Source organism: [Scytonema hofmanni] UTEX 2349 (assembly GCF_000582685.1).
In the GTDB taxonomy this organism is placed as follows: domain Bacteria; phylum Cyanobacteriota; class Cyanobacteriia; order Cyanobacteriales; family Nostocaceae; genus Hassallia; species Hassallia hofmanni.
This window is the reverse complement of sequence record NZ_KK073768.1, coordinates 3,199,948-3,225,947: the sequence shown is the minus strand read 5'-3', so window position 1 is coordinate 3,225,947 and position 26,000 is coordinate 3,199,948. Positions and strand designations below refer to the sequence as shown.

At 40.0% G+C, this 26,000-nt stretch carries 25 protein-coding genes; 17 read left to right on the top strand and 8 right to left on the bottom strand.

Features of this window, described 5'->3' with window-relative positions; translation table 11 throughout:
* Positions 1 to 53: 53 nt before the first annotated feature.
* Positions 54 to 674, bottom strand: coding sequence for a CP12 domain-containing protein (locus TOL9009_RS0119405; protein WP_029634257.1), 621 nt, complete (start codon positions 672 to 674; stop codon positions 54 to 56).
* A 573-nt stretch (positions 675 to 1,247) separates the two neighbouring features.
* Here TOL9009_RS0119405 and TOL9009_RS0119400 point away from each other — a divergent pair.
* The 3 genes from TOL9009_RS0119400 to TOL9009_RS39755 all read left to right on the top strand — a co-directional run bounded on the left by TOL9009_RS0119400 (position 1,248) and on the right by TOL9009_RS39755 (position 5,411).
* Positions 1,248 to 2,480 carry a hypothetical protein gene (locus TOL9009_RS0119400; RefSeq protein ID WP_029634256.1) on the top strand — a complete coding sequence of 411 codons (1,233 nt, stop codon included), beginning with the start codon at positions 1,248 to 1,250 and terminating at the stop codon, positions 2,478 to 2,480.
* A 957-nt stretch (positions 2,481 to 3,437) separates the two neighbouring features.
* Positions 3,438 to 4,070, top strand: a complete 633-nt coding sequence (locus tag TOL9009_RS0119395; protein ID WP_029634255.1) for a hypothetical protein — start codon at positions 3,438 to 3,440, stop codon at positions 4,068 to 4,070.
* Between the two features lie 72 nt (positions 4,071 to 4,142).
* Entirely contained in the window at positions 4,143 to 5,411 is a 1,269-nt protein-coding gene (locus TOL9009_RS39755) for a hypothetical protein (RefSeq protein WP_242055314.1), read from the top strand.
* A gap of 30 nt (positions 5,412 to 5,441) precedes the next feature.
* Here TOL9009_RS39755 and TOL9009_RS0119385 read toward each other — a convergent pair whose 3' ends face one another.
* From TOL9009_RS0119385 to TOL9009_RS43675, 4 genes are all read right to left on the bottom strand, one after another.
* A complete protein-coding gene (locus TOL9009_RS0119385; RefSeq protein ID WP_029634254.1) occupies positions 5,442 to 5,630 on the bottom strand; it encodes a type II toxin-antitoxin system HicB family antitoxin in 189 nt (62 codons plus the stop codon).
* A 275-nt stretch (positions 5,631 to 5,905) separates the two neighbouring features.
* Positions 5,906 to 7,870: a sensor histidine kinase gene (locus tag TOL9009_RS0119380; RefSeq protein WP_242055312.1), complete on the bottom strand. Its 1,965-nt coding sequence runs from the start codon at positions 7,868 to 7,870 to the stop codon at positions 5,906 to 5,908.
* Between the two features lie 124 nt (positions 7,871 to 7,994).
* Complete coding sequence (locus tag TOL9009_RS0119375; RefSeq protein ID WP_029634252.1) at positions 7,995 to 8,864, bottom strand: substrate-binding domain-containing protein; 870 nt, start codon at positions 8,862 to 8,864, stop codon at positions 7,995 to 7,997.
* A 752-nt stretch (positions 8,865 to 9,616) separates the two neighbouring features.
* Positions 9,617 to 9,724, bottom strand: coding sequence for a type II toxin-antitoxin system HicB family antitoxin (locus TOL9009_RS43675; protein ID WP_260675980.1), 108 nt, complete (start codon positions 9,722 to 9,724; stop codon positions 9,617 to 9,619).
* 87 nt (positions 9,725 to 9,811) lie between these two features.
* Here TOL9009_RS43675 and TOL9009_RS0119365 point away from each other — a divergent pair, with 87 nt between their 5' ends.
* Both TOL9009_RS0119365 and TOL9009_RS0119360 read left to right on the top strand, forming a co-directional pair.
* Positions 9,812 to 10,015 (top strand): type II toxin-antitoxin system HicB family antitoxin, encoded by a 204-nt coding sequence (locus TOL9009_RS0119365; RefSeq protein ID WP_029634250.1) that lies wholly within the window; start codon positions 9,812 to 9,814, stop codon positions 10,013 to 10,015.
* Entirely contained in the window at positions 10,012 to 10,287 is a 276-nt protein-coding gene (locus tag TOL9009_RS0119360) for a type II toxin-antitoxin system HicA family toxin (RefSeq protein ID WP_029634249.1), read from the top strand. Before TOL9009_RS0119365 ends, TOL9009_RS0119360 begins: the two co-directional genes overlap by 4 nt.
* Positions 10,288 to 10,453: 166 nt before the next feature.
* On the opposite strand, the gene TOL9009_RS0119355 is transcribed toward TOL9009_RS0119360, so the two are convergent.
* A complete protein-coding gene (locus TOL9009_RS0119355; RefSeq protein ID WP_029634248.1) occupies positions 10,454 to 11,875 on the bottom strand; it encodes an NADP-dependent isocitrate dehydrogenase in 1,422 nt (473 codons plus the stop codon).
* A 288-nt stretch (positions 11,876 to 12,163) separates the two neighbouring features.
* Here TOL9009_RS0119355 and TOL9009_RS0119350 point away from each other — a divergent pair, with 288 nt between their 5' ends.
* The 10 genes from TOL9009_RS0119350 (at position 12,164) to TOL9009_RS39750 (ending at position 25,177) form a co-directional block, all read left to right on the top strand.
* A complete protein-coding gene (locus TOL9009_RS0119350; protein WP_029634247.1) occupies positions 12,164 to 12,886 on the top strand; it encodes a GUN4 domain-containing protein in 723 nt (240 codons plus the stop codon).
* An 18-nt stretch (positions 12,887 to 12,904) separates the two neighbouring features.
* Positions 12,905 to 13,126 (top strand): type II toxin-antitoxin system HicB family antitoxin, encoded by a 222-nt coding sequence (locus tag TOL9009_RS0119345; RefSeq protein WP_038296451.1) that lies wholly within the window; start codon positions 12,905 to 12,907, stop codon positions 13,124 to 13,126.
* A gap of 327 nt (positions 13,127 to 13,453) precedes the next feature.
* The gene (locus tag TOL9009_RS0119340; protein ID WP_029634245.1) at positions 13,454 to 14,563 is read left to right on the top strand and encodes an ABC transporter ATP-binding protein; all 1,110 of its coding nucleotides are present in this window, start codon (positions 13,454 to 13,456) and stop codon (positions 14,561 to 14,563) included.
* A 21-nt stretch (positions 14,564 to 14,584) separates the two neighbouring features.
* The gene (locus tag TOL9009_RS0119335; protein WP_029634244.1) at positions 14,585 to 15,205 is read left to right on the top strand and encodes a hypothetical protein; all 621 of its coding nucleotides are present in this window, start codon (positions 14,585 to 14,587) and stop codon (positions 15,203 to 15,205) included.
* Between the two features lie 192 nt (positions 15,206 to 15,397).
* On the top strand, positions 15,398 to 16,990 hold the full coding sequence (locus TOL9009_RS0119330; protein WP_029634243.1) for an AAA family ATPase: 1,593 nt from the start codon (positions 15,398 to 15,400) through the stop codon (positions 16,988 to 16,990).
* Position 16,991: 1 nt separating this feature from the next.
* Positions 16,992 to 18,056, top strand: a complete 1,065-nt coding sequence (locus tag TOL9009_RS0119325) for a WD40 repeat domain-containing protein (protein WP_029634242.1) — start codon at positions 16,992 to 16,994, stop codon at positions 18,054 to 18,056.
* Positions 18,049 to 19,140: an ATP-binding protein gene (locus TOL9009_RS0119320; RefSeq protein ID WP_029634241.1), complete on the top strand. Its 1,092-nt coding sequence runs from the start codon at positions 18,049 to 18,051 to the stop codon at positions 19,138 to 19,140. The genes TOL9009_RS0119325 and TOL9009_RS0119320 overlap by 8 nt, the downstream gene beginning before the upstream one ends.
* Before the next feature lie 222 nt (positions 19,141 to 19,362).
* A complete protein-coding gene (locus TOL9009_RS0119315) occupies positions 19,363 to 20,148 on the top strand; it encodes a Uma2 family endonuclease (protein WP_038297326.1) in 786 nt (261 codons plus the stop codon).
* 735 nt (positions 20,149 to 20,883) lie between these two features.
* A complete protein-coding gene (locus tag TOL9009_RS0119305) occupies positions 20,884 to 24,510 on the top strand; it encodes a DUF4347 domain-containing protein (protein ID WP_029634239.1) in 3,627 nt (1,208 codons plus the stop codon).
* Positions 24,511 to 24,823: 313 nt separating this feature from the next.
* Positions 24,824 to 25,177, top strand: a complete 354-nt coding sequence (locus TOL9009_RS39750; RefSeq protein WP_038297324.1) for a XisH family protein — start codon at positions 24,824 to 24,826, stop codon at positions 25,175 to 25,177.
* A gap of 47 nt (positions 25,178 to 25,224) precedes the next feature.
* Here TOL9009_RS39750 and TOL9009_RS0119295 read toward each other — a convergent pair whose 3' ends face one another.
* Positions 25,225 to 25,404 carry a hypothetical protein gene (locus tag TOL9009_RS0119295; RefSeq protein WP_029634238.1) on the bottom strand — a complete coding sequence of 60 codons (180 nt, stop codon included), beginning with the start codon at positions 25,402 to 25,404 and terminating at the stop codon, positions 25,225 to 25,227.
* Between the two features lie 60 nt (positions 25,405 to 25,464).
* Here TOL9009_RS0119295 and TOL9009_RS0119290 point away from each other — a divergent pair, with 60 nt between their 5' ends.
* Together TOL9009_RS0119290 and TOL9009_RS45860 are read left to right on the top strand one after the other, a co-directional pair.
* Positions 25,465 to 25,695: a helix-turn-helix domain-containing protein gene (locus TOL9009_RS0119290; RefSeq protein WP_029634237.1), complete on the top strand. Its 231-nt coding sequence runs from the start codon at positions 25,465 to 25,467 to the stop codon at positions 25,693 to 25,695.
* Positions 25,689 to 25,778 carry an element excision factor XisI family protein gene (locus tag TOL9009_RS45860; protein ID WP_199341456.1) on the top strand — a complete coding sequence of 30 codons (90 nt, stop codon included), beginning with the start codon at positions 25,689 to 25,691 and terminating at the stop codon, positions 25,776 to 25,778. The genes TOL9009_RS0119290 and TOL9009_RS45860 overlap by 7 nt, the downstream gene beginning before the upstream one ends.
* A gap of 31 nt (positions 25,779 to 25,809) precedes the next feature.
* Here the strand turns inward: TOL9009_RS45860 and TOL9009_RS39745 are convergent, their stop codons facing one another.
* Positions 25,810 to 25,998, bottom strand: a complete 189-nt coding sequence (locus TOL9009_RS39745; RefSeq protein ID WP_038296449.1) for a DUF1902 domain-containing protein — start codon at positions 25,996 to 25,998, stop codon at positions 25,810 to 25,812.
* Positions 25,999 to 26,000 lie beyond the last annotated feature (2 nt).

Here is a 26,000-nt window from a genome sequence, read left to right as displayed (position 1 = left end):
AAGCTACGCTTTTGCTCCCCTCCCCGTTCACGGGGAGGGGTTAGGGGTGGGGTCTAATAAGTGTAGTTCCGACATTCCGGAGCATCGGGATTTTCTCTACAGTATTGCTCAAAAGAGGTTTTAGCTGATACCATGCTTTCAGCTTTTTGATGAGCAGCTTCCGCTTGGAGTTCTTCTACTTCATCCCAAGCGGCAGCACAAGCTTTAGAATAAGCACCTTTGGCTGTACAAATAGCACGAGCATCTTCAATCGCTTTTTGAATTCTATCCTCCAGCACAAGTCCTTTGGGAGAATCCACAAAGTCGCTTTTTGTCAAGATGTCAGTAATTGAGATAATGCCCAACAGCCTGCCTTGGATCACAGGTGCTCTGCGAATACCAGTATTGGCAAACAACCGCGCTACAAATTCTACCCCCAAATCGGGATTGACAACAATGCAAGGTTTGCTCATAATTTCGTAAACCCGCACTGCTTTAGGATCTTTGCCGTAAGCCGTTATTTTGTAGACAATATCTGTCTCAGTAACAATACCGTAGGCATCATTTTCATGGCGGCGATCCACAACTAAAGCACGTAGCTTTTTATGTTTCATCACCTCCACCGCTTCAGCTACAGTTGCCGAGCCACGAATGGTAACTACGTCCTTAGTCATGATATCTTCAGCTTTCATCATTGCTATAGCCTCCCGTTAAAGTAGGATGGTACGGTAGGATCGCTCTTTGCTCAACTCTCGCCCACAACAATAAAGTTAGAGCAGCTTTCAACTTTAGATGATATCCAAATTGACCAAGGCGCAAAACCGAGGATAAATAACTTGACTTTTGTATCGCTTTGCTATCCAAGTCATCGGAGAACGAACCTAAGAGCGAAAGAATTTGACAAAGTGAAAAAAAAGTCAAGTTTCTCACCGAATGCATCTGGATTATTAATAGACACTCTTTAGTAGAGTCATACGTAGAGACGTAGCACTTGGTAGTCTAATCAAGGGTTTCGGGCAAGGCATAATTAATTTCTACTTTCTTTGTGTCTAATGACGCAGGACTCTGGAAACGTTAGGATTAAATTGCAATGCAACTTCAAGTGAGAAATTTCCTTAAGTTCAGACTTGATTTCTAAGGTAAAAAATTATATTTTCTGATGAAATTGCTACGCCTTAGTCTGAATACACTCTTGAAAGCTCAGTTTTGAATTTGTGGAAAGTTTTGTGCTTTTTGTAGTAAATGTAAATTCAAGGATTTGAGTCCCCATGTCACCCCGTCGTTATCCCCCCGCTTACTTACGTTACCTCAGAGCCAGATTATGGAATTTAGGGCGACCGGCTTTTTGGGGAACAGCTATATTTTTATCTGTGCTAGGGCTAGGAATTCGAGAATATTGGGCAAACCCAGATTTTTTAACGTTTTTGCAAAATAATAAGCAACCTGCTGCACAGAAGCCTCCTGACTCATCTCTTTCAGATGAAGATAGAGCGATCGCAGCTGATATTGATAATTTACCAGTGCTGATTAATGACGCTCAACAATCAAAGTTGCTCATAGCCCCTACCACGCCCAAGGAAAAAAGTCAAGACAATAATAGCAAAAACTTATTAGATGATTTAATTAGCAAACAGCAAGAAGTTGCTAAAAATGCTAAACCAAATTCTGTGGGGATAGTTGGTAATCCACCGACTTTAAAGGTGACAAATCCTTTTGTGGCACAAGCAGAAAATTTATTGCAAGCTGGGACTGGTAGTCAGTTATTTGGTGTCAAGTCCTCAAATACATCCTCTCTTCAACCAGGTATAGCAGGAAGTTCCTCTAACTTAGGGATTGGTACGCCTAATCAAATTAACAATAATCAAAATCCTGCCGCAATCAGCGCTTTACAAACAGCAATCAATGAATCGACACAGAAGCCGTCAAGTTTAAATAATACTACTTTTAACCAGACAAATACTATTGAGCGATCGCTACCCAGCAACGATTTACCCAATCAGGATTTCTCTGCAAACACTCAGTTGAATACAAACCCCATCGCTCCCATCTCTACAACGGGTTACACTGAGCCAACACTCACGAATCAGCCACAAAATCTCTACACCAATTTCCCTGGTTCTCAGCCAACACTCACGAATCAGCCACAAAATTACTACACTAATAGTTCTCAGTTGGCGACAAGTTACCAAAAGCCGATAGTAACCAACCAGCCGCCAAATTACTACGGTAATTTTAATAATGTTCAACCATTGCCCAGCGTAGTAACACCAACATCAACGGTATCGCCGGAAACTTATGCTGCACCGAATAATATTGCACCATACTCTCCCCAGGCTCCGAATCAAGGTGCTGTCCAGCCGAGTAACCAAGTAGGATATGGTAATAGCAATCTAAATCCTAGCTTGCTGCAAACGAAATCACCTCAATCTAATCTCACAGTTCCTCCCCTGTCAGCAGGACAGTATGGGGGAGTTAACATTAATGGTTACACGTATCCTTAATGAGTTAGGAGCAGCAAGTTTAATAGTTGCGATCGCGCTGCGGGTAATTTCGCATATACGACTCGACTGAACGCAACGGTGTAATATTATATGCCTGGGTGGAAAAAAGAGAATAATATTTTTCAATTATGGCTGATACCATTTCTGTGTGAAGATGCGCCTAATTTAGCCCACGCAGCTGGGCTTCGTTCGTTTAGCCGCGAGTTTACTCGTCGGGTTATTAAGCGCAGCCTCATAAAGAATTGGTATGAGAACACCTAGAATTATCACTCTTAAGTTAGATGTTGTGGGGTCATACCCCATCTTTAATATTTAAAGAAAGAATTAAAGATTTAATTGAACATTATGCACTACTATTAATCGTACCCCCAAAAATTTATTTGATATTTAACAAATGCGACGCTTATGATAATCGTGTCTTGTAAAGTAGCCTTCCGAGGAGTTACCGGATACTAATATTGTAAATATTGGCTAAGGAATGCAGAGTATGGGAGCGATGTCTCACTGCTAATAGGGTCTAGGCATCCTAACTTCATCTGATATTAGGAGTCTAGGACTTACGCATTTTTCTTTCTAGGGAGCTATATGGACTAACAACACAGTGTATTCCTAGTGCAGCCGTTTCGTCTGTGGGTATTTTTTCCCATTTCTATCCCAGACATTGCATAAAAAATCAGTGGTAAGACCTACTTAAGAATACAAAGGAAAAGTAAGCTTATCTGAATTAACCCGTGTTGCTAGGGCTATGCTTAGACAATCAGGTTTTTGTCAATGCCTAAGTCCTAGAAGCTACCCCTGTTAAGGTGAAGTGTAAAACTGAAGTTTTTCTTCGTGTTCTTCGCGTCTTTGTGGTTCAAAAATATTTCTGAACCGCCAAGACATGAAGAACATGAAGGTCAAATGTCGAAAATCGGGCATAATTTTCCAGATTTTCGGATTATTTAATGGAGTTTTTCAATGAATATATTTGTGCGCTTTTTTGGCGCAGCGGCTTTTGCTATATATGCAGTAGCCGCTGTATCTGATGTTGCTTTTTCACAGGAGGCTCCGACTGCTTCCCCTGACAGAATAACACAGAAAATTTGCTCTAGTGATGCAGTGGAGAGTTTGTTACCTCCATTAAGCCAGCCAAGTAATTCTCCAATTTCCTACCTGGCACAGCAAGGTTTTACACAAAGTAGTGACGGTTCGTGGATTTGTTATGTAAATGACCCGAAAAAGCAAGGACGCTATTACACCCTCTTAAAGGTTCAACAGAGAGATGGAAAGCTTGTAGCAAGTTCTTTTCTTGACCAGGGTAGTTTCATTGAAGGACAAGAAGACCGCAGCTTAGATTTCTTCATGACGCTTGTTGATAACTATACAAATACAACCCGGAATAACCGTGAAAGTATACGTAAGTATTTGCAGACATTTATATCCCTAGTACGCTCCGGAAAAATACAGGCTTCGCGCCGTGGTTATCTGTTTGACCAACCGAGTCGTAGTTTGGTGATGTACCACCCCCTTAGTTCGGGAGAACTCAAAGGTACGGGAATCACCATCAATATCAATTCCCCGTCTAACTTGGGTTCTAGCCAAGTCCGTTAGGTTAAGTCCAATTTTATTTGGTGGAGGTTAATTATCTTGAGGTCAGTTCTAAATAGAATTGCGTTCTCATTCTTGGCAGTAATAGCAATTATTCAGCCTGCTTCTGCTCAATTGAATATAGGACGCTATGGTGTTCAACCAGGATTGGAGCAAAATTATCTCCAGTACCAACTTTCGGGGCAAAGTCTCAGTCAGATACGAGCCATTCCTGGGTGTCTTACAGGATTTGGAGCTAGTTGCAACAAGACTGGATCGGTACTCCAACAATTAGTTGAACAAAATAACAATACTAGTTACTCCAGCCTGCTGATGCGTGCAGCCGGTGGAGAGCAAAATTTTCGTAATTTCTCCAACTTCTACGGTAACAATCCCCGTCTACCTGAAGTTCCATATTCGTCTTTTTGGCAAAATGATGCCAAAAACATTGTGGATGGCTATCAGTATGTTCTGGGGCAACAGGTTGCTCGAAATCCGGTAGAAAATCTGGGACTGATAACCAAGAACTTCTACTGGTCACCGTTATCGGGAGACAATAACTCACTCAGTCTCCGCAGTGGATTGCTCGACTTGAAATATTCTTACGGGCGTCTGCTTTTAGAAGAGGTTTCCAAAATTCCTAACCTTGAGCAGCAGATTCAATCTTTGGGTTTGCCAAAAGAAGTCACGCAGTATTACTTGAGTAACTTCTCTAGAGGTTTGGAAGCGTTGAATGCAGGAAATGAGAATTCACTCAAAGACAGCATTTTACACATACTTTCGGTTCCCTTCTCACCTGAAGGAGGAGAATTTGGGCGTCCGAACGTTGGAATTCCGAATGAGTTTGATTCGCTATATGGGCAAGGTTTAGAAGGAAATGCCTTTTCAGGTGGTTCTGTAGTCACCTTGGAGCCAGAAGTGATAAGCTTTGATACTCCTGGTGAGGGAGAAGGATATGCCTTGGTTCCAGGTGGTTCTGGTAATCAGTTCCCTACTTGGTTAATAGGAATTCCTCTGGCAGGACTGCTTTTATTTCTATTGTTGAATGGAGACAGTGGAGATAGTTCCGGTTCAAGAGGTAATCTTATTTCCAGTGGTGGAGAAACTGGTGTGAGTCCTCCTCCTCCCCCTAGCCCTAGCCCTACCGTATGCCCTACTATGTCTGGTGGCAATGGTGTTGTTAATAATCAGAGTGTCAATAGTTCTTGTCCTAACCCGATAATCGGAGGGCAGGAAGTTAAGAAAGTACCAGAGCCATCAGTTGTAAATGCTCTTCTGCTACTTACTATTATGCTTTGCTTGCTGAAAAACAACCAGAGGCGATATTCTTACAGAGTTGTTGGGCGATCGCACATAAGTGGTTAATTTCTTGCTTTATGCGAAGAAAGACAGAATCTACTGATTGAGGCTGGCATTTTTGCGATCGCTAAACACTGCTAAACGACAATGCAGGAATTTCGCCATTGTCTCATCTAAGGTTTCACCTTGGGTGAGCAAATCTTTAATTTTGGCTACATATCCCCCTTCTCGCTCGGGGTAAAGTTTTACTGGATATTGAAGATTTAAATAATATTTTAAAGGCATAGGATTGCCAAATAACTTAAAACTATTTACCCTAGTCTATGCAAGGTAATACAGTCACTATTGATTTTAAGGAAATTTATCTCACTCCAATTGATATTTTGCTCAGTTTGTTGAAGGCTACTATTAGTAATTAATTTTTCGCTCTCAAGAGTTAGGAGGCAGTAATTCCTAACTCCTAACTTCCGGGAGTTGCTTGAGAAATTCCTGCACTAATTTATTTAATTTGCTCATTTAAATTACTTATAGAAATGTCATACCTTCTTGGCGGTTACAGGTCAAGATTTCTCAACAACTGCTACTCCGACTTCTCGAATCGGGATTGTAATTACAAATTCTGTACCTTGTCCCGGTGATGAAATGCACCGTAACGAGCCACGATGTTTTTCAGTAATAATCTGGTAGCTAATTGATAATCCCATACCAGTCCCTTTACCAACAGGTTTAGTGGTGAAGAAGGGGTCAAATAGAAGTGACTGGATTGCTTCTGGAATTCCTGTGCCATTATCAGCAATACAAACAACGGCATTTTCATTCACTTGGGTTGAAGAAATACGAATTATAGGTTCTGGACAAAGCCCGTTGTGAAAAGCCTCTTCTAAAGCATCAATAGCATTTGCTAGGATGTTCATAAATACCTGATTCAATTGTCCTGCAAAACACTGAATTTTAGGTATTTCACCGTATTCTTTAATCACTGTAATTTCAGGGCGATGTCTATCGACAAGCTGCTTTGCATCTACGCTTTGGAATTTTATCCGGTGTTGTAAAATTAACAGGGTACTGTCAATCCCTTCATGAATATCAGCGGTTTTAAATTCGGCTTCATCCAAACGAGAGAAGATTCGCAAACTGAGGACAATTTCCCGAATGCGAGCGGCTCCCATTTTCATGGAAGTCAAAATTTTAGGCAAATCTTCTGTTAAATATTCAATATCAGCTTCTTGTTGAGCATTTTGAATTTCTGGTTCTGGGTAGGGGTAATACTTTTGATAAAGTTGAAGTAACGACAGCAACTCTTGGGTGTAATCATCAGTGTATTTGAGATTCCCATAGATGAAATTAACTGGGTTGTTGATTTCATGAGCAATGCCAGCAATCAATTGCCCCAAAGAAGACATTTTTTCGTTCTGGATTAATTGGGACTGAGTACGTTTGAGTTGCTGTAAAGTATCCTTGATAGCGATATTTTTTTGTCGCAGTGCTTGCGTTCGCTCTTCTACTTTTTGTTCTAGTGTTTGGCTGTAAAACTCTAGCTTTTGATTCGCTTCATATTGTTCTGCCAGCAATCGCTTTACCTGTTGAATTAACTGGTTAAAAGAAATTGCTAAGATTCCAACCTCGTCTTCAGTTGTTACGGGAGCTTGGAGATCAAAATTAGATTCTTGGGTAACTCGTTGTGCGACTTGTGTAACAGCTTTTAGGTGACGAGTAATTGTTCGCGCAATTAAAAACCCAGTAAATGTTAAGATACTGCTTCCCAACAAAAATAACAGTCCTAAATACTCCCATAACTTATATTGGGCAACCTCTAGCACCGACATGGAAGACAAAACTGTGATTCTTAAAGACTGACTTGCTCCTGTAAATACAACGCTTTTGGCTAAATATTTTTTGTTGTCAATAGTGATTCGTGTAGCAGGCAAATTAGGAGGAGGAAATTGCCAAGTTCCACTCTTGGCTGCCAACAATGTTGCCGCAACCACAAGATTTTTTCTCTGGACAATCAGGTGTTTGGAGGAACCCACAGCAATTTTTTGCAGTAGAGTATCGTCTACTAAATTACCAATGATGATTGCTCCCAAGAGTCCGGTTGATGATTTAATCCCATTTGTTACTACTTGTAGAACCTGTTGCTCACCTTCTATATCTACCAAATCGACTAAATGCGCTCCTTTACTAGCAATGCTGGTAATTACTTCGTCTAGAAACTTAGTTTGACTCAACGAGTTGTTCCGTAAATCTATGACGACATTGCCCTGAGTATCGATTACCTTAATCCAATCCAATTTCAAAACAGATTTAAGTGGTAGTAATATCTGCAAAAGCAATCCTTGGTTACGCTGTTTAACAGCCTGATTCAGTATATCTCGATTAACAATTAGCTCGATTTCAGTTTCTAGTGTTTGCTGTTCATACTGAAAATCTTGATAAACTCGTTCGGTAAAACTTTCGATTTGTTGGCTAAAATTCTGCTGTAAACTATCCGTAAACCAATGTCCTACCACTACTAAGCCCAGCATGAATATGCTAAGACAAACAGCAAGCAGCGGTAGAACAATTTTTTGGCTGAGTCTCAGCCTCCTAAAAAATCTTTGCATGGTATATCAATTCTTAATTCGTAACTCGTAATTACGAATGGTTAATTTATTTGGCAGGGACAAAGCCATTATTTTGTAGTAGTTTTTTACCTTCCTCGCTAAAGATAAAATCAATAAAACCCTGAGTAGGTGCTGAAGGTGCTTTTTCCCAGATGATACCTATGTGACGCACCATTTGGTATTGACCACTGGCAAAGTTTTCCGCTTTGGGAACAACACCATTGAGACTGAGACGATTGACAGGCAATTGATTGATCAGGGAAGATGCTAAAGAAAAAGCGCCGATGGAATTAGGAGTACTTTGTAAGGTTTCGATTAACTCTCCTTCTTTGTTTAAAATCACCGCTTTAGTTGTGGTCTTCTCTTCTCCCAAATAATATTTTCTCAATAACTTTTTTGCTGACTCGTCTTCGGGTCTATCCAATACTACAATGTCTGCATTAGCACCGCCTAATTCTCGCCAATTTGTGATCTCACCTTTGTAAATTGCTTTTAATTGCTTGGTTGATAAGTTGGTAACACCTTTAGCACTGTTATTAGTAGCGACAATTAACAAATCTTTTGCCAGTTCACGATATTGAACTTGATTGTTATCATCTTCTGGTTTGAGTTGGCGACTGCTACCAGCGACATCAATAATATCGTTTTTTAGGGCTGCGATCGCACCTTCGGATTGGCTGTTGGAGATAAACTCAATTTTGACAGTTTTATTTTCGGATTGATAAGCTTGTGCTAAAAGTTTTAAAACAGTTACCGTTGAACTGGAAGAACCAATTTTGATAATTTTTTTGACTTGAGAATCAGTTTGGTTGGTAACTTGATTAGAATTTATTTGATCAGTCGATTTGACTGAGTTACAACTACAAAGCCCAAGGAGGATGATTCCCATGATTATTGAGTTAGCAATCTTTTTCATAAGTGAGCCTTCAAATATCCAAAACCCGATATGGTTCTAAGGTTTAATAGCTTAGTATTCCCGAATAATTATAAAATTTAACTTTTCACTCTCACAAATTTTACGATTAGCGGTGAGGGAATGAAATTTGAGCCACTGCGTTGGACGGGTTTCCCGGCTTGTTCGCGCAGCGTCTCCCCGAACCCTTGAAGCATGTGGCGTCCAGACTTCCAGTCTGAGGGCTATTTAAACTGCTTAATTATCGCTTCGGCAAACTCGGAACACTTCAAGGCTTCAACCGGCGGTTCTAGCATCCGCGCTAAATCATAAATGAGAAGGAGGGGGAAAGGGGAAAGGGGAAAGGGGAAAAGGAACCCCATATTTAAAAATAGGGGTTTCACTTCCGGGACGCTGATTTTTATCGCACTACGTGTCTGGTAAAATCTTCCTTTATATGTGTCCATATTTAAAAATAGGGGCTTTATACCATGTGGGGAAAAGTTTTTTCTTCTTCCTTTACCCCTTACCCTTTCCCCTTTTCCCCTTCTTGGTAATATCATGTCCGATAAATTACTTATAATGTAAAGACGTTCCGGCGGAACGTCTCTACGACGGTAGGTAGGTTTTTATTACTGTTAATTAAACGAACATGATATAACTTGACTTTGGGCGATCGCTTGCGACAAGTCGCTCCGCGTCTACACATTCCCACAACTACCAAATGCCTTAAACAAAAGCTTCTTGCCCCAAGCATTGCCATTTCTCAACATCACTTACACCGCTGCACTCAATAAAGACACAATATACTGATTAAGACTTACACCTTCATTTTCAGCAGTCTCAGCCAAACGACGATGCAGAGATTTTGGCATCCTTACCAGTAGCTTACCACCAGACTAAGATAGAGGTTTATCATTTGTAAAACTTTGTTATATCAATTTGCACATTTAGTGGAGGTAATGCCGGAAATGAAACTTAAAGTTATCATTCATGAGGCTGAAGAAGGCGGATATTGGGCTGAAGTGCCTGCTATTCCAGGTTGTGCCACTCAAGGAGAGACTTTTGAAGAATTGCTACAGAATATTTATGAAGCTGTAGAAGGTTGTTTATCCGTTGATATTGAAAATCTGGAAACGACCGATCAATCTAGAATTATAGAAATTGCCGTATGAACTCGATGTCTGGCAAAAAGTTAGCAAAGCTCTTAGAAGCTAACGGTTGGATATTATTGCGAGTTCAAGGTAGTCATCATATTTATGGCAAACCTGGAATTTTATCGCGAATTTCTATACCAATTCACGGTAATAAAGACTTGAAAATAGGTTTGCTTAGAAATCTGCTAAAAACTGCTGGTTTATTAGATAGTATGTCCCAAGAAAAACCTCCTGAACAATCAGCAAATGAAGCAACTGATGAACAGCCAGACGTTAATAATAGTGAGTAAAAAAGTGTGTTATGGCAAAGCATAACGCACCCTACCAAATTAATAGCCCGCCTTCGCGGGCTTTGTTCTTGTAGCCGAGCCACTGCGTTGGACGGGTTTCCCGGCTTGTTCGCGCAGCGTCTCCCCTTGGGAGAAGCATGTGGCGTCCAGACTTCCAGTCTGAGGGCTATTTAAACTGCTTAATTATTGCTTCGGCAAACTCGGAACACTTCAACGGTTCAACCGGGGGTTCTAGCATCCGTGCTAAATCATAGGTAACTTGACTTTGGGCGATCGCATTCCCCAATCCCTTCTTAATCAAGTCCGCTGCTTCTTGCCAACCCATATATTCCAACATCATCACCCCTGACAAAATCACCGAACCGGGATTAATTCGATCCAAACCGGCGTGTTTTGGTGCAGTACCGTGGGTAGCTTCAAATATCGCACAGCTATCGCCAATATTTGCCCCAGGTCCCATTCCCAATCCCCCAACGATCGCTGCTGCTGCATCAGATAAATAATCGCCATTCAAGTTCATTGTCGCCAAAATCGAGTACTCATCTGGTCGAGTTTGGATTTGTTGAAAAATACTGTCAGCAATGCGATCGTTCACCATCACTTTATCTTTCCACTTGCCGCTGCCGTGACTTTCCCAAATTTCATTAAGAACTGTTTCAACTTCCTTGACAATTTGCTCTTTCTTCTCTTCAGTCAAACCATCATAACCAGGATCGATCATCCGGGCATTTTCTTCTAAGCTGATGTTGGGATTTTTCTCTTTATTGCTCAAAATCCAAGATTCCCGCTCAGTGACACACTCGTTGCGAAACTCGCTCTCTACTAATTCATAACCCCAATCACGAAAAGCGCCTTCGGTGTACTTCATAATGTTGCCTTTATGCACCAAAGTCACCATTTGCTTATTTTTCGGCAAAAGCAAGGCGTGTTTCATGGCACGACGTACAAGGCGCTGAGAACCCTTTTTGCTGATGGGTTTGATGCCAATACCCGAATCGAGGGGAATTCGCTTTTTACCGTGTTCTGGGGTAGCGGGGATCAATTCTTCGTTGAGGATTTTGATCAGGCGATCGCCTATTTCGCTTCCTTGTTTCCACTCAATCCCCAAATAAATATCCTCCGTATTCTCCCGATAAACAATCACATCAAGTTTTTCAGGATTTTTGTGCGGTGAGGGAGTACCAGCATAATAACGGCAAGGACGCACACAAGCGTAAAGGTCAAATATTTGGCGCAATGCCACGTTTAAAGAACGAATTCCGCCGCCAATGGGAGTTGTCAAAGGTCCCTTGATCGCCACCCCATATTCTTTAATCGCTGTGAGGGTATCTTCGGGTAAATACTGGTATGTTCCGTATAATTCGCAAGCTTCATCACCAGCGTAAACCTTAAACCAGCTAATTTTTCGCGTACCTTTGTATGCTACCTCTACCGCAGCATCAAGTACCTTTTGAGCTGCGGGCCAAATATCTATTCCTGTGCCATCGCCGCGAATAAAAGGGATAATTGGATTATCAGGCACAATCGGTTCAGTGTTAGAAAAGGAAATTTTTGCTCCGGTTGTGGGGGGGGTAATCTTGTCGTACATATATTACACACTCCTAATAGATACGCTGCCACTCCAAGTGAGAAAATGGTTCTTTGGAATTCTGGCAGATGTTACTGTGTCTTGTTTTCACCAATTTATGAAGCGCAAAATTTTACTTTATTCCCGATGTAAAGTATTGGGAAAAAAGGTAAGGGATTCGGTCAAAGCATTGCTTTTTGTGCGCTCAAAAATAGTAAACTACATTTCGCTATCAATGCTTCAGCTTACAGAATGCACGGGGCAATGCGATCGCTTGTTCGCTCTATTACGCTAACACTCCTTAATGGCATGACAAACCCAATGATTGTACCAGGCACTGCTAATGACATCGACTTTCTCCTTCAACAGTTAATCGCTGGGTCTATTGCTGTCCAACAACAACTGATTCTACAGCTATCAGACTTCGGTGATGAAGGATTGCACGCATTGACGGAGTTTTTACTAAAACGTCGTGAGACTAAAGCGACTTGGATTGATGGCAATGCCTACCAAGTCCTCTACAAGTCTAATGCACCTAAGGCAAAAGAATTTCTGCTCTCCTATTTCCCTGAGGGAATTGTACCTCTAAAATCGGAGTGCGGGATTGATTACAATTCTTTGCAACAACTACTTGCCGTCCAAGACTTTCAAGCAGCAGATCGCTTGACTTTGCAAAAAATGTGTGAAGTCGCAGGATCGACGGCTGTTCAAAGAAAATGGTTGTATTTTACCGAGGTAGAAAATTTTCCCACCACTGACTTACAAACGATTAATCATCTGTGGTTAGTTCACTCGGAAGGCAAATTTGGCTTTTCAGTCCAGCGAGAAATTTGGTTAGGATTAAGTAAAAATTGGGAGAACTTTTGGTCAAAAATTGGCTGGAAAAATGGTAACAATTGGACACGTTATCCCAACGAATTTACCTGGGATTTAAGCGCACCCAAAGGTCATTTACCACTTTCCAATCAATTGCGCGGGGTGCGTGTAATTGCTTCTTTATTTTCTCATCCAGCTTGGACTAATACAAAATAAACACGGGTAAATACAACTATGACGATAAATACCAGCAAACGCGAATTTTACATCATCATTGAGCGTGACGAAGATGGATATTATATTGGGGAAGTTCCTTATCTAAAAGCTTGTTATAGCCAAGGAGAAACAATAGACGAGTTGATGGTGAATATGAAAGAAGTAATTGAATTATGTTTGGAAGTCGAAAGTGATGAAAATATACCGAAATTTGTCGGAATTCAAAAAGTACTTATTTGATGCCAAAACTACCAACTTTAAAGGGACACGCAATTATTAGCACTTTGGAAAAAGTAGGCTTTTAAGTGGTGCGTCAATAAAATATAGCAATCCTAAACAAAAGCGTGAAACTCTCTGTTTCCTCTTCCTCCGCGTTCTCTGCGTCTCTGTGGTTCGTTTTTCCAAAGTATTTTTTAATGAATCCAGATAGGATTGCTACAAAAACTATTCCTATTCTGGGAAAACTATTGGCTGCATGATTGCTACGCAAAATATTACGCGATGCTGAAATTTCAATCTTATGATTTTATAGCATTGCTTGAGTAAAAATTATCACTTTTAAATTCAATGGCAAATGTTCGTCTAGAAGACATTAAACGTAGGTTTAACAACGTTACCGCTGTCGAGGATATTTCCTTTGAAATTCCGGATGGTGAATTTTGGGTTTTGGTGGGACCATCGGGTTGCGGTAAGTCTACAATTTTGCGGACGATCGCTGGTTTGGAATCTGCAACTTCTGGTAAATTGTTTATTGGCGATCGCTTGGTAAACAATATCCCGGCAAGACAGCGGGATGTAGCGATGGTTTTCCAAAATTACGCGCTATATCCGCATATGACGGTAGCGCAAAATATCGCTTTTGGGTTACAGATGCGGAAAGTTGATCCTCCTACGATTCAAGATAGGGTTTTGACGGTAGCGCGATCGCTTTCTCTGGAACATTTGCTAGATCGCAAACCAAAACAGCTTTCCGGGGGACAACAACAACGGGTAGCATTAGGTAGAGCGATCGCTCGTCAACCTCAAGTTTTTTTACTTGATGAACCTTTATCTAATTTAGATGCCCAGTTGCGAGATGATACTAGGGCGGAGTTGAAGCTGCTACATCAAAAGTTGGGAATTACGACGATTTATGTGACTCACGATCAAGTTGAAGCGATGACTTTGGCTGATAAGATTGTGGTGCTAAATCAAGGACGAATTCAACAAATTGGCGATCCGCAAAGTATTTATGCACGTCCTGCGAATCGAATGGTAGCGACTTTTTTAGGTAGTCCACCGATGAATATTTTGCCCTCTTTGTTTCAGGATAATGCTTTTAATGTGGGTGGGCAATTGTTGCCTGTTTCGGATGATATCAGGCAGAGTTTAAAGCCGCAACAAGGGCAAGGTTTTGATTTGGGGATACGTCCGGAATATGTTTATCTTAACGAACCGCCAAGACGCCAAGAACCCCAAGAAGGAGAGTTAGAGGTTGAGGTGAAGGTGGTGGAACCTTTGGGAAGGGAGACTTTGATTAGGGGTGATTTAGTTGGTTCTCCGGGGGTTTTGGTAAATGTGCAAGGGGGTGCAGATGTGCGTTTGCGTTCAGGCGATCGCTTGACTTTAGAATTGGATATGCATCAATTATTTGTGTTTGATCCGAGTACGGGTGACGCTTTATATCAGCCTAAGTAAAGTTATTTAATAGGAGTTTATATGGCTTTTAGTAGTTACAAAACTATCGGTGAAGTAATTAAAGCATTTCAGGTTTTTTATACTGAAGCAAATTTTATTGTGGAAACTGCGTTTAATATCTCTAATTATTTTCGAGAAGATTTAGAATTAATGATGCGGGAGGCTGTTGTTGATAGTTCAGAATTTGCTATTTGTGAAAATTTAATTTATCCAGTTCTCAAAGAAGTTTGGAAGCAATATCTCAACAATTTTATTTTATGGAGTCATCACTCGCTCAATTTTGATGAAAAATTATCAGGTTTTCCAGAGTATATTCTGTCGAAAAGGTCTCCTTTGGGTAAAGTTGTATTTGATCAACCATATTTTATCTTAGTCGAAGCAAAGCAAGATAATTTTGAAACGGGTTGGGCACAATGTTTAGCCGAAATGATTGCAGCGCAAAGACTTAATGGAGAACTGGAAATAATTGTCTTTGGTATTGTTTCTAATGGTGAACGCTGGCAGTTTGGTAAGTTAGAAAAAAACGTGTTTACTAGAAATGCAACTTTTTACAGCATTCAAGAACTAGATAAACTATTTGCTGCTGTGAATTATGTCTTTCAAGAGTGTGAATCGCAGCTAAACAATCTGGTAGCTGTTTAATTTTCAACTTTTAACGAACATGCGATCTGATATCACTATTAGACATCTGGTGAAAATGTAGAGACGCGATTAATCGCGTCTTTACAAGGGTTCTGGATAACGTATATTTAAATTCGGTCGATGACTATTCAATATTTCGGAATTTGGTAAAATATTACTCATAAGCAAAATACTAAATTTTTGGTAATAAACATGATAGAATTTGCCGCCATTACTTCAGCGATTAGTAAATATGCTCCTCAAGCTGGTCAAATAATCATTAAACAAGCTCAGAAACACGAAGCTATTATCAAAATTCTACACGAATTAGAACTCAATCCTACCCAAATTGCCGATGATGTTGATACTGTTTATGGTTACACTCTGGTAAAGTATGGTGTATTTAAGCATGAAGCAATTTTAAATTTGTTTAGAGAGAAAGGAACTAAAGATTCTTTTTGGGATGCTTATACTAATAATACTCCGTTTAAATTCGTAGAATATATCCGCCATTTTATTGATAAAGATACTGATTTAGACACTGATTTACGCAAAGCTAACATTAATATATCAGCAGAATTAGAGGAATTTGGTGAGGTTTTTATCTCTGTCGCTAAAGCTACTACATCTGCAAAATTCCTGATTCCTCCAGACCAAACTTATCCAGATTGGGATTTAGATGTTTATCCCAAAGAATTTAAAGCCTTGATTTCTGAAAAAACTCGTTTATTTTGTGGTCGTGATTTTGTTTTTCAGGTGATTATAGATTTCGTTGCCAAGGAAAAAAAGGGTTATTTTACTGTGATTGGTGATGCAGGGATGGGTAAAAGTGCCATTGCTGCTAAATACGTTTTACTTCAGAGACACCCTTGTTATTTTAATATTTTCGCAGAAGGACGCAACAAGCCAGAAAAGTTTTTAGCCAGTATTCGTCAACAGTTAATTAAGCGTTATTCCCTCCAAAATGCAAAGAACGCTGATTTAAGAACTTTACTGCAAAAAGTCAGTGAAGAACTAAACGGACAACAACTTGTCATTGTTGTTGATGCACTAGATGAAGTAGAACAAGAAGGAAATGGTAATCTTTTAGATTTACCGCAAAATATTCCTGATGGAGTCTATTTTTTACTGACCAGACGACCTTATAATCAAGAAACAAAACGTTTAACTTTGTCTCCAGATACTCCTGTAGATGAATTGGATTTAAGAAAAGATGAATATAAAAATTTTAGTGCAGAAGATGTAAAAGAGTATCTTAACTTGTTTCTCAGTGCTGATAAAGACTATAAAGATAAGTTGAAAAAATGGATTGCAGACCGCAATATTTCTGAACATAACTTTATTCAAGAAGTAGCGGCTAAGAGTGAAAATAATTTCATGTATTTGCGTTATGTATTACCTTGGATTGCTGAAGGAGAATATAGTGATTTGACATTACAGGGATTACCACAAGGTCTGAAAGACTATTATAAAGTTCATTGGCTGCGGATGGATATGGAAAATGAATCCAATGAAATGAAAGTAAAAATTCTGTATATGTTAGTAGAAAGAGGTGAACCCATATCTTTAAACATGATTGCGGAAATTCTTGAGCAGGATGAATATGAAGTGAAATTGGTTTTAGATGATTGGGTGGAATATATAACAGAAAAAGATAGTAAAAATGAAAAACCAACTTACTATAAGATTTATCATCTAAGTTTTCTGGAATTTCTCAAAGAGCAAGACAAATTAGCTAAAGGTCGAAGATTATTTAAAGAAGTTAATCAACGTATAGCTGATTACCTGGAGCAGAGGATTGCATAAAATGGGTGAACTTGCTACTAAATTTGCCTCAGCAACAGACGAAGTTAAAAATTTGTTTCTAGGCAAACGTGCTGAAAGCAACTTAAAAGCGGGAGATGCAGAGAAATATTATCAAACTCTCACGAATTTTGATTTTATTTCTCTGAAAATTCAATATCCTAAATTTGGAGTAGAAGCCCTGATTAGAGATTATTATTTGATTCATGACCCAGAGATATTAGATAAGTTAGAGGAAGAAGAGAAACTAGACCCCGAACAAGTCAAAACCCTCAAATTAATTCAACGTACCTTAGAGTTATCGGCACATGTTTTGAATCAAGACCCAAATCAATTAGTAGGACAATTATGGGGGAGATTGCAGAGTTTTCCCCAGCCAGAAATTCAAAAAATATTGGCAGATGCACAACAAAGTAAAAGTGAAATTCCTCGATTTCGTCCCATTACAGCTAGCTTAACCACTCCAAGCGGAAACTTACTGCGTACCCTGACTGGTCATAATTCCACAGTAAGAGCAGTAGCGATCGCACCAGATGGAAAAACAGCGGTTTCTGCTTCATCTGACAAAACCCTGAAACTGTGGGATCTAGAGAAAGGATTGGAAATCTCTACCCTGACTGGTCATAATGACTGGGTAACAGCAGTAGCGATCGCACCAGATGGAAAAACAGCGGTTTCTGCTTCATCTGACAAAACCCTGAAACTGTGGGATCTAGAGAAAGGTAAGGAAATAGAAGAAATAAAGAAAAATCCTTTTAAGTATGCTATTTACATTTTTAGGAAACGATTTAAGTTACTCAAAAGAAAGGAAATCTCTACCCTGACTGGTCATAATTCCACAGTAACAGCAGTAGCGATCGCACCAAATGGAAAAACTGCCGTTTCTGCTTCAAATGACAATACGCTGAAACTGTGGGATCTAGAGAAAGGATTGGAAATCTCTACTTTTATTGGTGATAGTTCTATAACTTGCTGTGCAGTTTCCCCAGATGGGTTGACAATTGTAGCAGGAGAACAATTAAGTCGTGTTCATTTCCTCCGTTTAGAAGGGGGTTCAGAAAATGAATAACATCACCCAAAAGACAATTAATATCCCCAGATATCCCCCAGAATTTCAGCAAATCATTACTGCCAAAAACCACAACTTTGTCGGTCGTGAATTTGTCTTTTCTGCCATCAACAACTTTCTCAATCAATCTGACCGGGGCTACTTTACTATTATCGGTGAGCCTGGTATTGGTAAAAGTGCCATTCTTGCCCACTATGTCAGCCAAAATCCCGGCGTTGTTTATTACAATGTGGAAATTGCAGGCAAAAGTCGCGCTGAAGAATTTATGACGACGATTTGCACTCAATTAATAGAAATTGCCCAAAGTCAACGTAGACAAAATCTCACCACTAACTTTCATGATTCTACCACAGAAGGCAGTGGTTTTTTATCATTTTTACTGCAACAAATCAGCGATAGATTGCATCCAGAGCAACATTTAATTATTACTATTGATGGCTGCGATAGAATTGATATCAACAATCAACCACGCGGCTCAAATATATTCTATTTACCCCGCTATCTGCCAGAAAAGGTTTATTTTATCCTCACTCGTCGTCCATTTTTGACAGATAAATCAGGTTTATTAATTGAAACTCCAGCCCAATCTTTAGATTTATCAGCCTACCCGCAACAAAATCGCGCTGATATTCAGGAATATATTAAAAGTTATTTAAATGAATCATCTCATTCAGAGGGTAGCGTTAGCGAAGAGAAGAATCCCGGAGATGTTTCGCTCAACATGACACAAAGTTTTGATGATGAAACCAATTTTATGTATGTTAAGGAAACTTTAGCAGCTATTAACGAGGATATTTACCCCCCAAATTTACAACTCTATTACCAAAATCACTTAGAAAAAATGAATTTAGCAACCAGTAAACAGCAACCAATGGCTTTACAGGTGTTAAATATCTTAGTTCAAGAGCAATCAATATCAATAGAAGCGATCGCAGAAAGATTAGATGCAGATGAATATGAAATCAAGGTACTTTTAGACAAGTGGCGAGAGTTTTTACATTTAGAATCAATAGCAGCAGAAATCCATTATAGTTTTTATCATGCTGGCTTTCGTGATTGGCTGAGGCATTTGTTGGTAAATTAGACATTATAGCAGTTCCCAATAAGAGTGAAGTATACACTTAAAACCTCACCACGCCAGGTGCTTCAACGCGGGGAACCCGCGCAACGCACTGGCTCCCCAACCCCTCTCCTTACTAAGGAGAGGGGAGATAAAGCACAGCTTTATCGGGGTGAGGTAATCGCGCTCACCTTAGTTGCTTAGGAAACGCTATATGTTGTTTTATAATACAATTTTGAATTGATTATGCGCCTAATTCCTCAAACAGATCCGCCGCTACCACCGAGGGAAACGCTGCCGACGATGTACGATTTACCAAGCGATAACCCAGAGGAACCAGGTTTGCCGGACGATTTTCACTTTTTACAGCCACTACTGTTATTTTTAACGTTTCAGCCAAATAATTGGAATTCAGAATCAGTTTACAGTGCTGCTGACCTCAATCTTTACTACGATGTTCGTCATTCTCAGTGGTATAAACGTCCAGATTGGTTTGGTGTGGTAGGAGTGACAAAATTATATGAAGGGGATTTACGTTTAAGTTATGTAACTTGGCAAGAAAGAGTAAATCCTTTTGTTGTCGTTGAGTTATTGTCACCCGGTACCGAAGAAGAAGACTTAGGAGAAACCCAAAGCCAACCAAATAAACCGCCTACTAAATGGGAAGTTTATGAACGGATTTTGCGAGTTCCCTACTATATAGTATTTAGTCGCTACACAAATGAAATTCGGGCATTTCATCTTGTTGGCGGTCATTATGAACCGATGAATTTAACTAGCGATCGCCTACCAATGCCAGAATTAGGCTTAAGTTTAGGATTATGGCAAGGGTCATTTCGGGATATTGAGCGGTTGTGGTTGAGGTGGTTTACTTTAGAAGGAGAATTGATTCCCGTACCCGAAGAGGAAGTCACTCAAGCTAAATTTGAAGTCACTCAAGCTAAATTTGAAGCCACTCAAGCTAAAAGAAAAGCAGAACAATTAGCAGAACGATTGCGTCAGTTGGGTGTCAATCCTGACGAACTGGTTTGACAATAAAAATTGCGCTCATTGAAAGCGATCGCTACCCAAATCCTCATAGAGACTACCAAGTGCTACGTCTCTACATGCATACCATTTTTACTACCAATTCCTTAACTGAACTGTATTAATATATAAAGCATCAAGCGATCGCTTTCACCAATTCATTGAATCTACCTTAATAAATTTATCGAATCCCTTTGTCAAGAGCGTCTCTTTTTCAAAGGTAATATTCTAGTGGGAAGGGAGTAATTCAAAAACGCTCTACAAAGTCTTCAAAATAAAGATCGTGTAATTACTGAGGCACTATTTTATCTCTAAAGTTGATAATTATTAGCTAATGGCTATTAATTTAATTTTGATTTATGTTGAAAAAAATCATTTTTTATTTTTCAAAATTGGATTACAGCCATTAATTGCAAACATCAAGAATGTTCGATATAAAATTTCCGAATATTTAATCGGAAATAGTACATCTGATTTGAATCTGATACCAAGTTACACCAATTCTATATGAGGTTGCGCTTTATTCGCCCTCAGGCTGGAAGCCTGGGGCTATACAAACAAAGCCCACCTTCGTGGGCTAATTAGACGCAGCTTCACACAGAAATGGTATTACACACCATAACCTCACCCCGACAAAGCATAGCTTTATCTCCCCTCTCCTTAACAAGGAGAGGGGTAGGGGGTGAGGTGATATCTATGAAAGCAACTCTGTATAACTACACTAAATCAATTTAAACAATTATGACACTGCAATCAAACGATTCTTTAGTAAAAGAAATTATCTTTATTGATCCCACTGTTGAAGATTACGAGAGTTTAATAGCTGGTATCTACCCAGATACAAAAGTGGTGATACTTGACCAGATGAAAGATGGGATATCACAAATTACTGAGAATTTGCAAGGTGGTACATATAAGGCTGTTCATATAGTTTCTCACGGCAGCGAGGGAAGTTTGCAGTTGGGGTCAAAACAACTGAATTCGAGTAATTTGGATAGTTATAAAAGTCAGTTGCAACAGTGGGCAAAATACCTCACAGATGAGGCTGATATTTTGCTTTATGGTTGCGATGTGGCTGCGGGGGAAACTGGTGTAGGCTTTGTGCAGCAGTTGAGTCAGTTAATGGGTGCAGATGTAGCGGCGTCGAATGATTTGACGGGGAGTGCTGCCCTTGGTGGTGATTGGGATTTGGAAGTGAAGACAGGGAAGATTGAGGCGCCACTGGCGTTTCAGGTGGGGGTGATGGAGGCTTATAACGCTGTTTTAGCCAGTGCTGGGGATGTTATCATCAACGAATTTTCGCAAGGTAGTGACAATGCAAAAGAGTGGGTTGAGATTTTAGTTGTTAAAGACAATTTAGATTTACGAAATCACAGATTAGTTGATACTAATGCTACTAATCCTCAGAATCCTGACGGTCTGGACATAACTTTATCCGGTTCTGGTTTTAGTTCCTTGAGGGCTGGAACTTTAATAGTGCTTTATAACGGTGGTGATCGCGATAGCACGATTACTCCTGACCTGACTTACAACCCCGCAGGTGGAGATTATGTATTACAGATATCATCTCAGAATATGAGTGGGGACTTTGCGGTTATACGTAATATTAACGGTGGCTGGAATAACACAGCTGGGGCTTTTGGGAATGCCAGTACAGATGCACCCAGGTTGCTGAATGTAAGTGGCACTGAAATATATAAGTTTCCCATAGCTGCAAGTGGCTCTCGCTCTAAAACTCCGGACAGTGGGAAATTTACTACCTATCTCGGCAACACTATTGCGGGTGCTACAACTGCTAGTAACTGGTCAGATGACGCTGCATCTACGATCGCTACTCCTGGTCTAGCTAATGGTGGAAACAATACAGGTTGGATTAACATACTGCGTGGAGTTGTAAAAGTTGTCAATACGCCTGCTGTCACAATTAACAATCCGTCACCTGCTAGCAATGAATTATTTGGCTTTTCACTGGCATCTAGTAGCGGTAGTATTTTAATTGGCGCACCCAAAGCCGATGGAGAAAAAGGTGAGGCGTACCGATTTGGTATTAATGGTTTATTCCAACAAACTTTTACTAATCCATCAAGCGTTACAGCAGAGCAATTCGGCTTTGCAGTTGCTACCGATGGCACTAACTACCTTGTTGGTGCTTCTAAGTGGGATGCTCTCGATGTCGGGATAGCGTACCGATTTGATGCTAATGCCGCAAACCAGCAAACTTTTAACAATTCTGTTAACAATGACGACAGTGAATTTGGTAGTGCTATAGCAATCTTGAGTAACGGTAATTACGTTATTAGTGCGCCGGAAAAGGGTAAAAGTTCACCTACTGACAACGCTGGACAGGTACGCTTGTTTAGTAGCAACGGAACATTAATAAAGGATATAACTAACCCTAATGACCCGCAAAACCCAATTATTCAAGATGCTCGGTTCGGCTTCTCTGTAGCAGCTGCTGATAATAATATTTTTATCGGTTCACCAGGTTTTACTTCTGGAATGAATTTTGCTGCTGGATTCGGTACTGGAAAAGCTTATCTTTACAACACAACTAGCAATAACTTTCAAAGTTTTACCAATCCGAATGCATCATCGCAAGATTTCTTTGGCTTTTCGGTAGCGTCCAATAGTAATGGTACGCGCTTTCTTGTCGGCGCACCGGGAGAAATTATCGGTGGTACTGCCGGAATTGCTTACCTGTTCGACAATAACAGCACTTTGTTACGAACCTTTACCAACTCAGATACAACCAATCAGGGATTTGGTGCTTCGGTGGCATTTGTTGGTAACGACATCCTAATAGGTTCACCTGGTGGTTTTACTTTAAACTTGACTACAGGTTTTAATCCGACTCCAAACCGTGGTGCAGTTTATCTATATGATGGCGATGGAACAACACCAACCTACAATCTTGACCGCATTTTCACTAATCCCAGTACAGGCGATGATGGCTTTGGGGCGGCGATTTCTGTTATTAACAATAACAGAATTGCCATTAGCGCTCCTTATTATGACGCGGGAAGTATTAATGATGCTGGAATTGCCTATATCTTCAATATAAACAATACTCTCCCCACTGCTAGCAACAAGACTGTTACTACCAACGAAGACACTACTTACACCTTAAACGCTACAGATTTCAATTTTGGAGATGCAGACAGTGATAATTTACAAAAAGTACAAGTTACAAGTTTATTAGGCGCAGGTAGCTTAACTCTCAATGGTACTGCTGTCAATGCAAACCAAGAGATTAGTATTGCTGACATTACGGCTGGTAAATTCAAGTTTACTCCTGTTGCAGATGCCAATGGCAGCAACTATGCGAGCTTCCAGTTTAAGGTGAGTGATGGTGTGGACTTTAGCACCTCGGCATATGCGATGACTATTGATGTCAACTCTGTAAACGATCGCCCCACTTTCAATATTGGCGCCAACCAAAGCGTAAAAACAGGTGCAGCACAGCAAGCGATCGCAGGTTGGGCAAGCGGCTTTTATTCTGGTGCTGCCAATGAATCAGGGCAAGGTATCAACAACTATATAGTTGATTTTGTCAACTCTTCAGACAGTCAATTTTTTGATGTTGCGCCAAAAATTAACCCTTCTACAATCAACCCTTTAACAGGCGACCTTATATACAAACCAGCCAGCACAATTACTAGCAGCAAAACGGTGGAATTTAAAGTCAAAGTCCAAGATAACGGTGGTGATAATGATCTTTCTGTCGAGCAAACTTTCAAAATCACCGTTAATCCTACAACTACTAACTTACTGAACGGTACGCCATCTGCTGATAATTTAATCGGAACAGACCAAAGCGATCGCATTTCCGGTTTAGATAATGACGACATCATTTATGGTGGATTGGGTAGCGATCGCATTTTTGGCGACAATGGTAACGATATCCTCTACGGCGATTTAGGAATTATATCTAATATCGATCCGAAACTAATATCGGACGTCCAACCAGCTTATGGTGCTACTTTTAGCATGGACGATACTATCGCTGGTGGTGCGGGTAACGATAAAATCTACGGCAATCTTGGTAATGATAAGCTTTACGGTGACGAGGGAAATGACCAAATCTGGGGTGGTGAGGGAGATGACCAAATCTGGGGTAGTTATGGCAATGATACGCTCTATGGTGGTACTGGGAAAGATGCCTTTGTCTTAGTCAGAGGTCAGGGTGCAGATACGATCATGGATTTTACAACTGAAGATGTGCTTGGTTGTGCTGGTGCCTTGAAATATAGTTCCTTATCACCTCAAGTGGTAAATGGCGACACTTTAATTACTGATACAGGTACAAATCAGCTTTTGGCAACCCTCAAAGGGTTTACCGGAACTGTTAATTATGGAGGTTTGTTTTAAAACAGTGTTTGGCGTTTCTAAGTTTCTCTTGGAAACGCCTAATTTGGTAAAAGATGAATTCGCATATGATATGGGATTACTATTTGATTGCGTGAAATACACGTAGGGTGTGGAGCGCGAAGCGTAACGCACCAAAGCATAAAAGACGGTGCGTTACGACGTTCCGTCTAACGCACCCTACAATACTAATTTGGTAAAAGATGAATTCGGATATGATATCATATGCGAATTCGGCGGCATTTAACAGGAGTTTAGAACAGCTTGTAAAGCTGTTTATGCTGCTTAATTAAATAAAAAAGTTAAAATCTTAATTGTGTCCGCCAAAGATGCTTTTCATTATGTGGTCAAAACAGCCCTTCAGAAGGATGGCTGGTTAATTACTCATGACCCATATCCCCTGCAAGCTGGTACATTTGACCTTGCTATTGACCTCGGTGCCCAAAAAGTGATTGCCGCTCAAAAGCAAGGGTTAGAAATTGCCGTGGAAATCAAAAGTTTCCTCGGTTCATCCAAGATTTCGGAATTTTACGGAGCATTGGGACAATTTATTACATATCGAGCTGCTTTACGCAATCAAGAACCACAACGCATCTTATATCTAGCAGTTTCCAGCGATATTTACGATCGCCTTTTTACAACTGTGTTTATTCACGAACTTGTTGAGTAGTTCCTAAGCCAGCAATAATATAGACAAGAGTAGACTATTATTGACAACTATTCTGCTGCACTTTCAATTAGGTTATCGACAAATGCTCTTAACCGTTCTTGCCAGTCGGGGACGGCTTTTAATTTATCTTTAACGCCTTTTCTTACTTTAAAACACACAGGCGACGTATCAAAAGGCTCATCATTAAAAGGTAATGCGCCTAATTTATGATTCTTCTTAAAAGTCATTGCACTTGGTAAACTTTATTAGTATACTAATATTATTAGCACACATTGAAGGTCGAATCAATGCTTTTATCCATCAAAACAAAGTTAAAACTAAGTAAAAGTCAAAAAATCATTATGAGTAAACATGCAGGCATTGCCCGCTTTACCTATAACTGGGGACTGGCTACTTGGAATGATTTTGTTAGAGATGGATTGAAGCCTAATAAATTTCTACTTAAAAAATTCTTCAATAATCACGTAAAATCTGAGTTTGATTGGATTAAAGAAAAAGGTATGCGAACCAATTGGTAGAACTCGGTGTCTCTAAGCAAGACATTGTTTTGGGGTTTGACCCTCCAAAGATGCGTCATTACACTGAATTTGCTGTGGGATAATCCCGCTTTTTTCTTGTTACCAAGCTCTGCCTTAACATACTTTAGGAGGGACAATTCTATTAAGAACGACCAGTTCTGGAATCATTACTCGCAGTTTCTGTGTTAAAGCCTCTATTGTTTCAGCTTCTGTTACTAACCCTGGTACGTCTTCACTGGTTGCAACCCAGACTAGAGCTTCTGAATCCCAAAATGCCTCTACTTGGCAGATAAATTGTGTCATTG

What these genes read in the sequence shown, in the direction of transcription:
- TOL9009_RS0119405 (WP_029634257.1), bottom strand. Translation starts at nt 674, where the DNA reads ATGATGAAAGCTGAAGATATCATGACTAAGGACGTAGTTACCATTCGT.
- TOL9009_RS0119400 (WP_029634256.1), top strand. Translation starts at nt 1,248, where the DNA reads ATGTCACCCCGTCGTTATCCCCCCGCTTACTTACGTTACCTCAGAGCC.
- TOL9009_RS0119395 (WP_029634255.1), top strand. Translation starts at nt 3,438, where the DNA reads ATGAATATATTTGTGCGCTTTTTTGGCGCAGCGGCTTTTGCTATATAT.
- TOL9009_RS0119385 (WP_029634254.1), bottom strand. Translation starts at nt 5,630, where the DNA reads ATGCCTTTAAAATATTATTTAAATCTTCAATATCCAGTAAAACTTTAC.
- TOL9009_RS0119380 (WP_242055312.1), bottom strand. Translation starts at nt 7,870, where the DNA reads ATGCTGGGCTTAGTAGTGGTAGGACATTGGTTTACGGATAGTTTACAG.
- TOL9009_RS0119375 (WP_029634252.1), bottom strand. Translation starts at nt 8,864, where the DNA reads ATGAAAAAGATTGCTAACTCAATAATCATGGGAATCATCCTCCTTGGG.
- TOL9009_RS0119365 (WP_029634250.1), top strand. Translation starts at nt 9,812, where the DNA reads ATGAAACTTAAAGTTATCATTCATGAGGCTGAAGAAGGCGGATATTGG.
- TOL9009_RS0119360 (WP_029634249.1), top strand. Translation starts at nt 10,012, where the DNA reads ATGAACTCGATGTCTGGCAAAAAGTTAGCAAAGCTCTTAGAAGCTAAC.
- TOL9009_RS0119355 (WP_029634248.1), bottom strand. Translation starts at nt 11,875, where the DNA reads ATGTACGACAAGATTACCCCCCCCACAACCGGAGCAAAAATTTCCTTT.
- TOL9009_RS0119350 (WP_029634247.1), top strand. Translation starts at nt 12,164, where the DNA reads ATGACAAACCCAATGATTGTACCAGGCACTGCTAATGACATCGACTTT.
- TOL9009_RS0119345 (WP_038296451.1), top strand. Translation starts at nt 12,905, where the DNA reads ATGACGATAAATACCAGCAAACGCGAATTTTACATCATCATTGAGCGT.
- TOL9009_RS0119340 (WP_029634245.1), top strand. Translation starts at nt 13,454, where the DNA reads ATGGCAAATGTTCGTCTAGAAGACATTAAACGTAGGTTTAACAACGTT.
- TOL9009_RS0119335 (WP_029634244.1), top strand. Translation starts at nt 14,585, where the DNA reads ATGGCTTTTAGTAGTTACAAAACTATCGGTGAAGTAATTAAAGCATTT.
- TOL9009_RS0119330 (WP_029634243.1), top strand. Translation starts at nt 15,398, where the DNA reads ATGATAGAATTTGCCGCCATTACTTCAGCGATTAGTAAATATGCTCCT.
- TOL9009_RS0119325 (WP_029634242.1), top strand. Translation starts at nt 16,992, where the DNA reads ATGGGTGAACTTGCTACTAAATTTGCCTCAGCAACAGACGAAGTTAAA.
- TOL9009_RS0119320 (WP_029634241.1), top strand. Translation starts at nt 18,049, where the DNA reads ATGAATAACATCACCCAAAAGACAATTAATATCCCCAGATATCCCCCA.
- TOL9009_RS0119315 (WP_038297326.1), top strand. Translation starts at nt 19,363, where the DNA reads ATGCGCCTAATTCCTCAAACAGATCCGCCGCTACCACCGAGGGAAACG.
- TOL9009_RS0119305 (WP_029634239.1), top strand. Translation starts at nt 20,884, where the DNA reads ATGACACTGCAATCAAACGATTCTTTAGTAAAAGAAATTATCTTTATT.
- TOL9009_RS0119295 (WP_029634238.1), bottom strand. Translation starts at nt 25,404, where the DNA reads ATGACTTTTAAGAAGAATCATAAATTAGGCGCATTACCTTTTAATGAT.
- TOL9009_RS0119290 (WP_029634237.1), top strand. Translation starts at nt 25,465, where the DNA reads ATGCTTTTATCCATCAAAACAAAGTTAAAACTAAGTAAAAGTCAAAAA.
- TOL9009_RS39745 (WP_038296449.1), bottom strand. Translation starts at nt 25,998, where the DNA reads ATGACACAATTTATCTGCCAAGTAGAGGCATTTTGGGATTCAGAAGCT.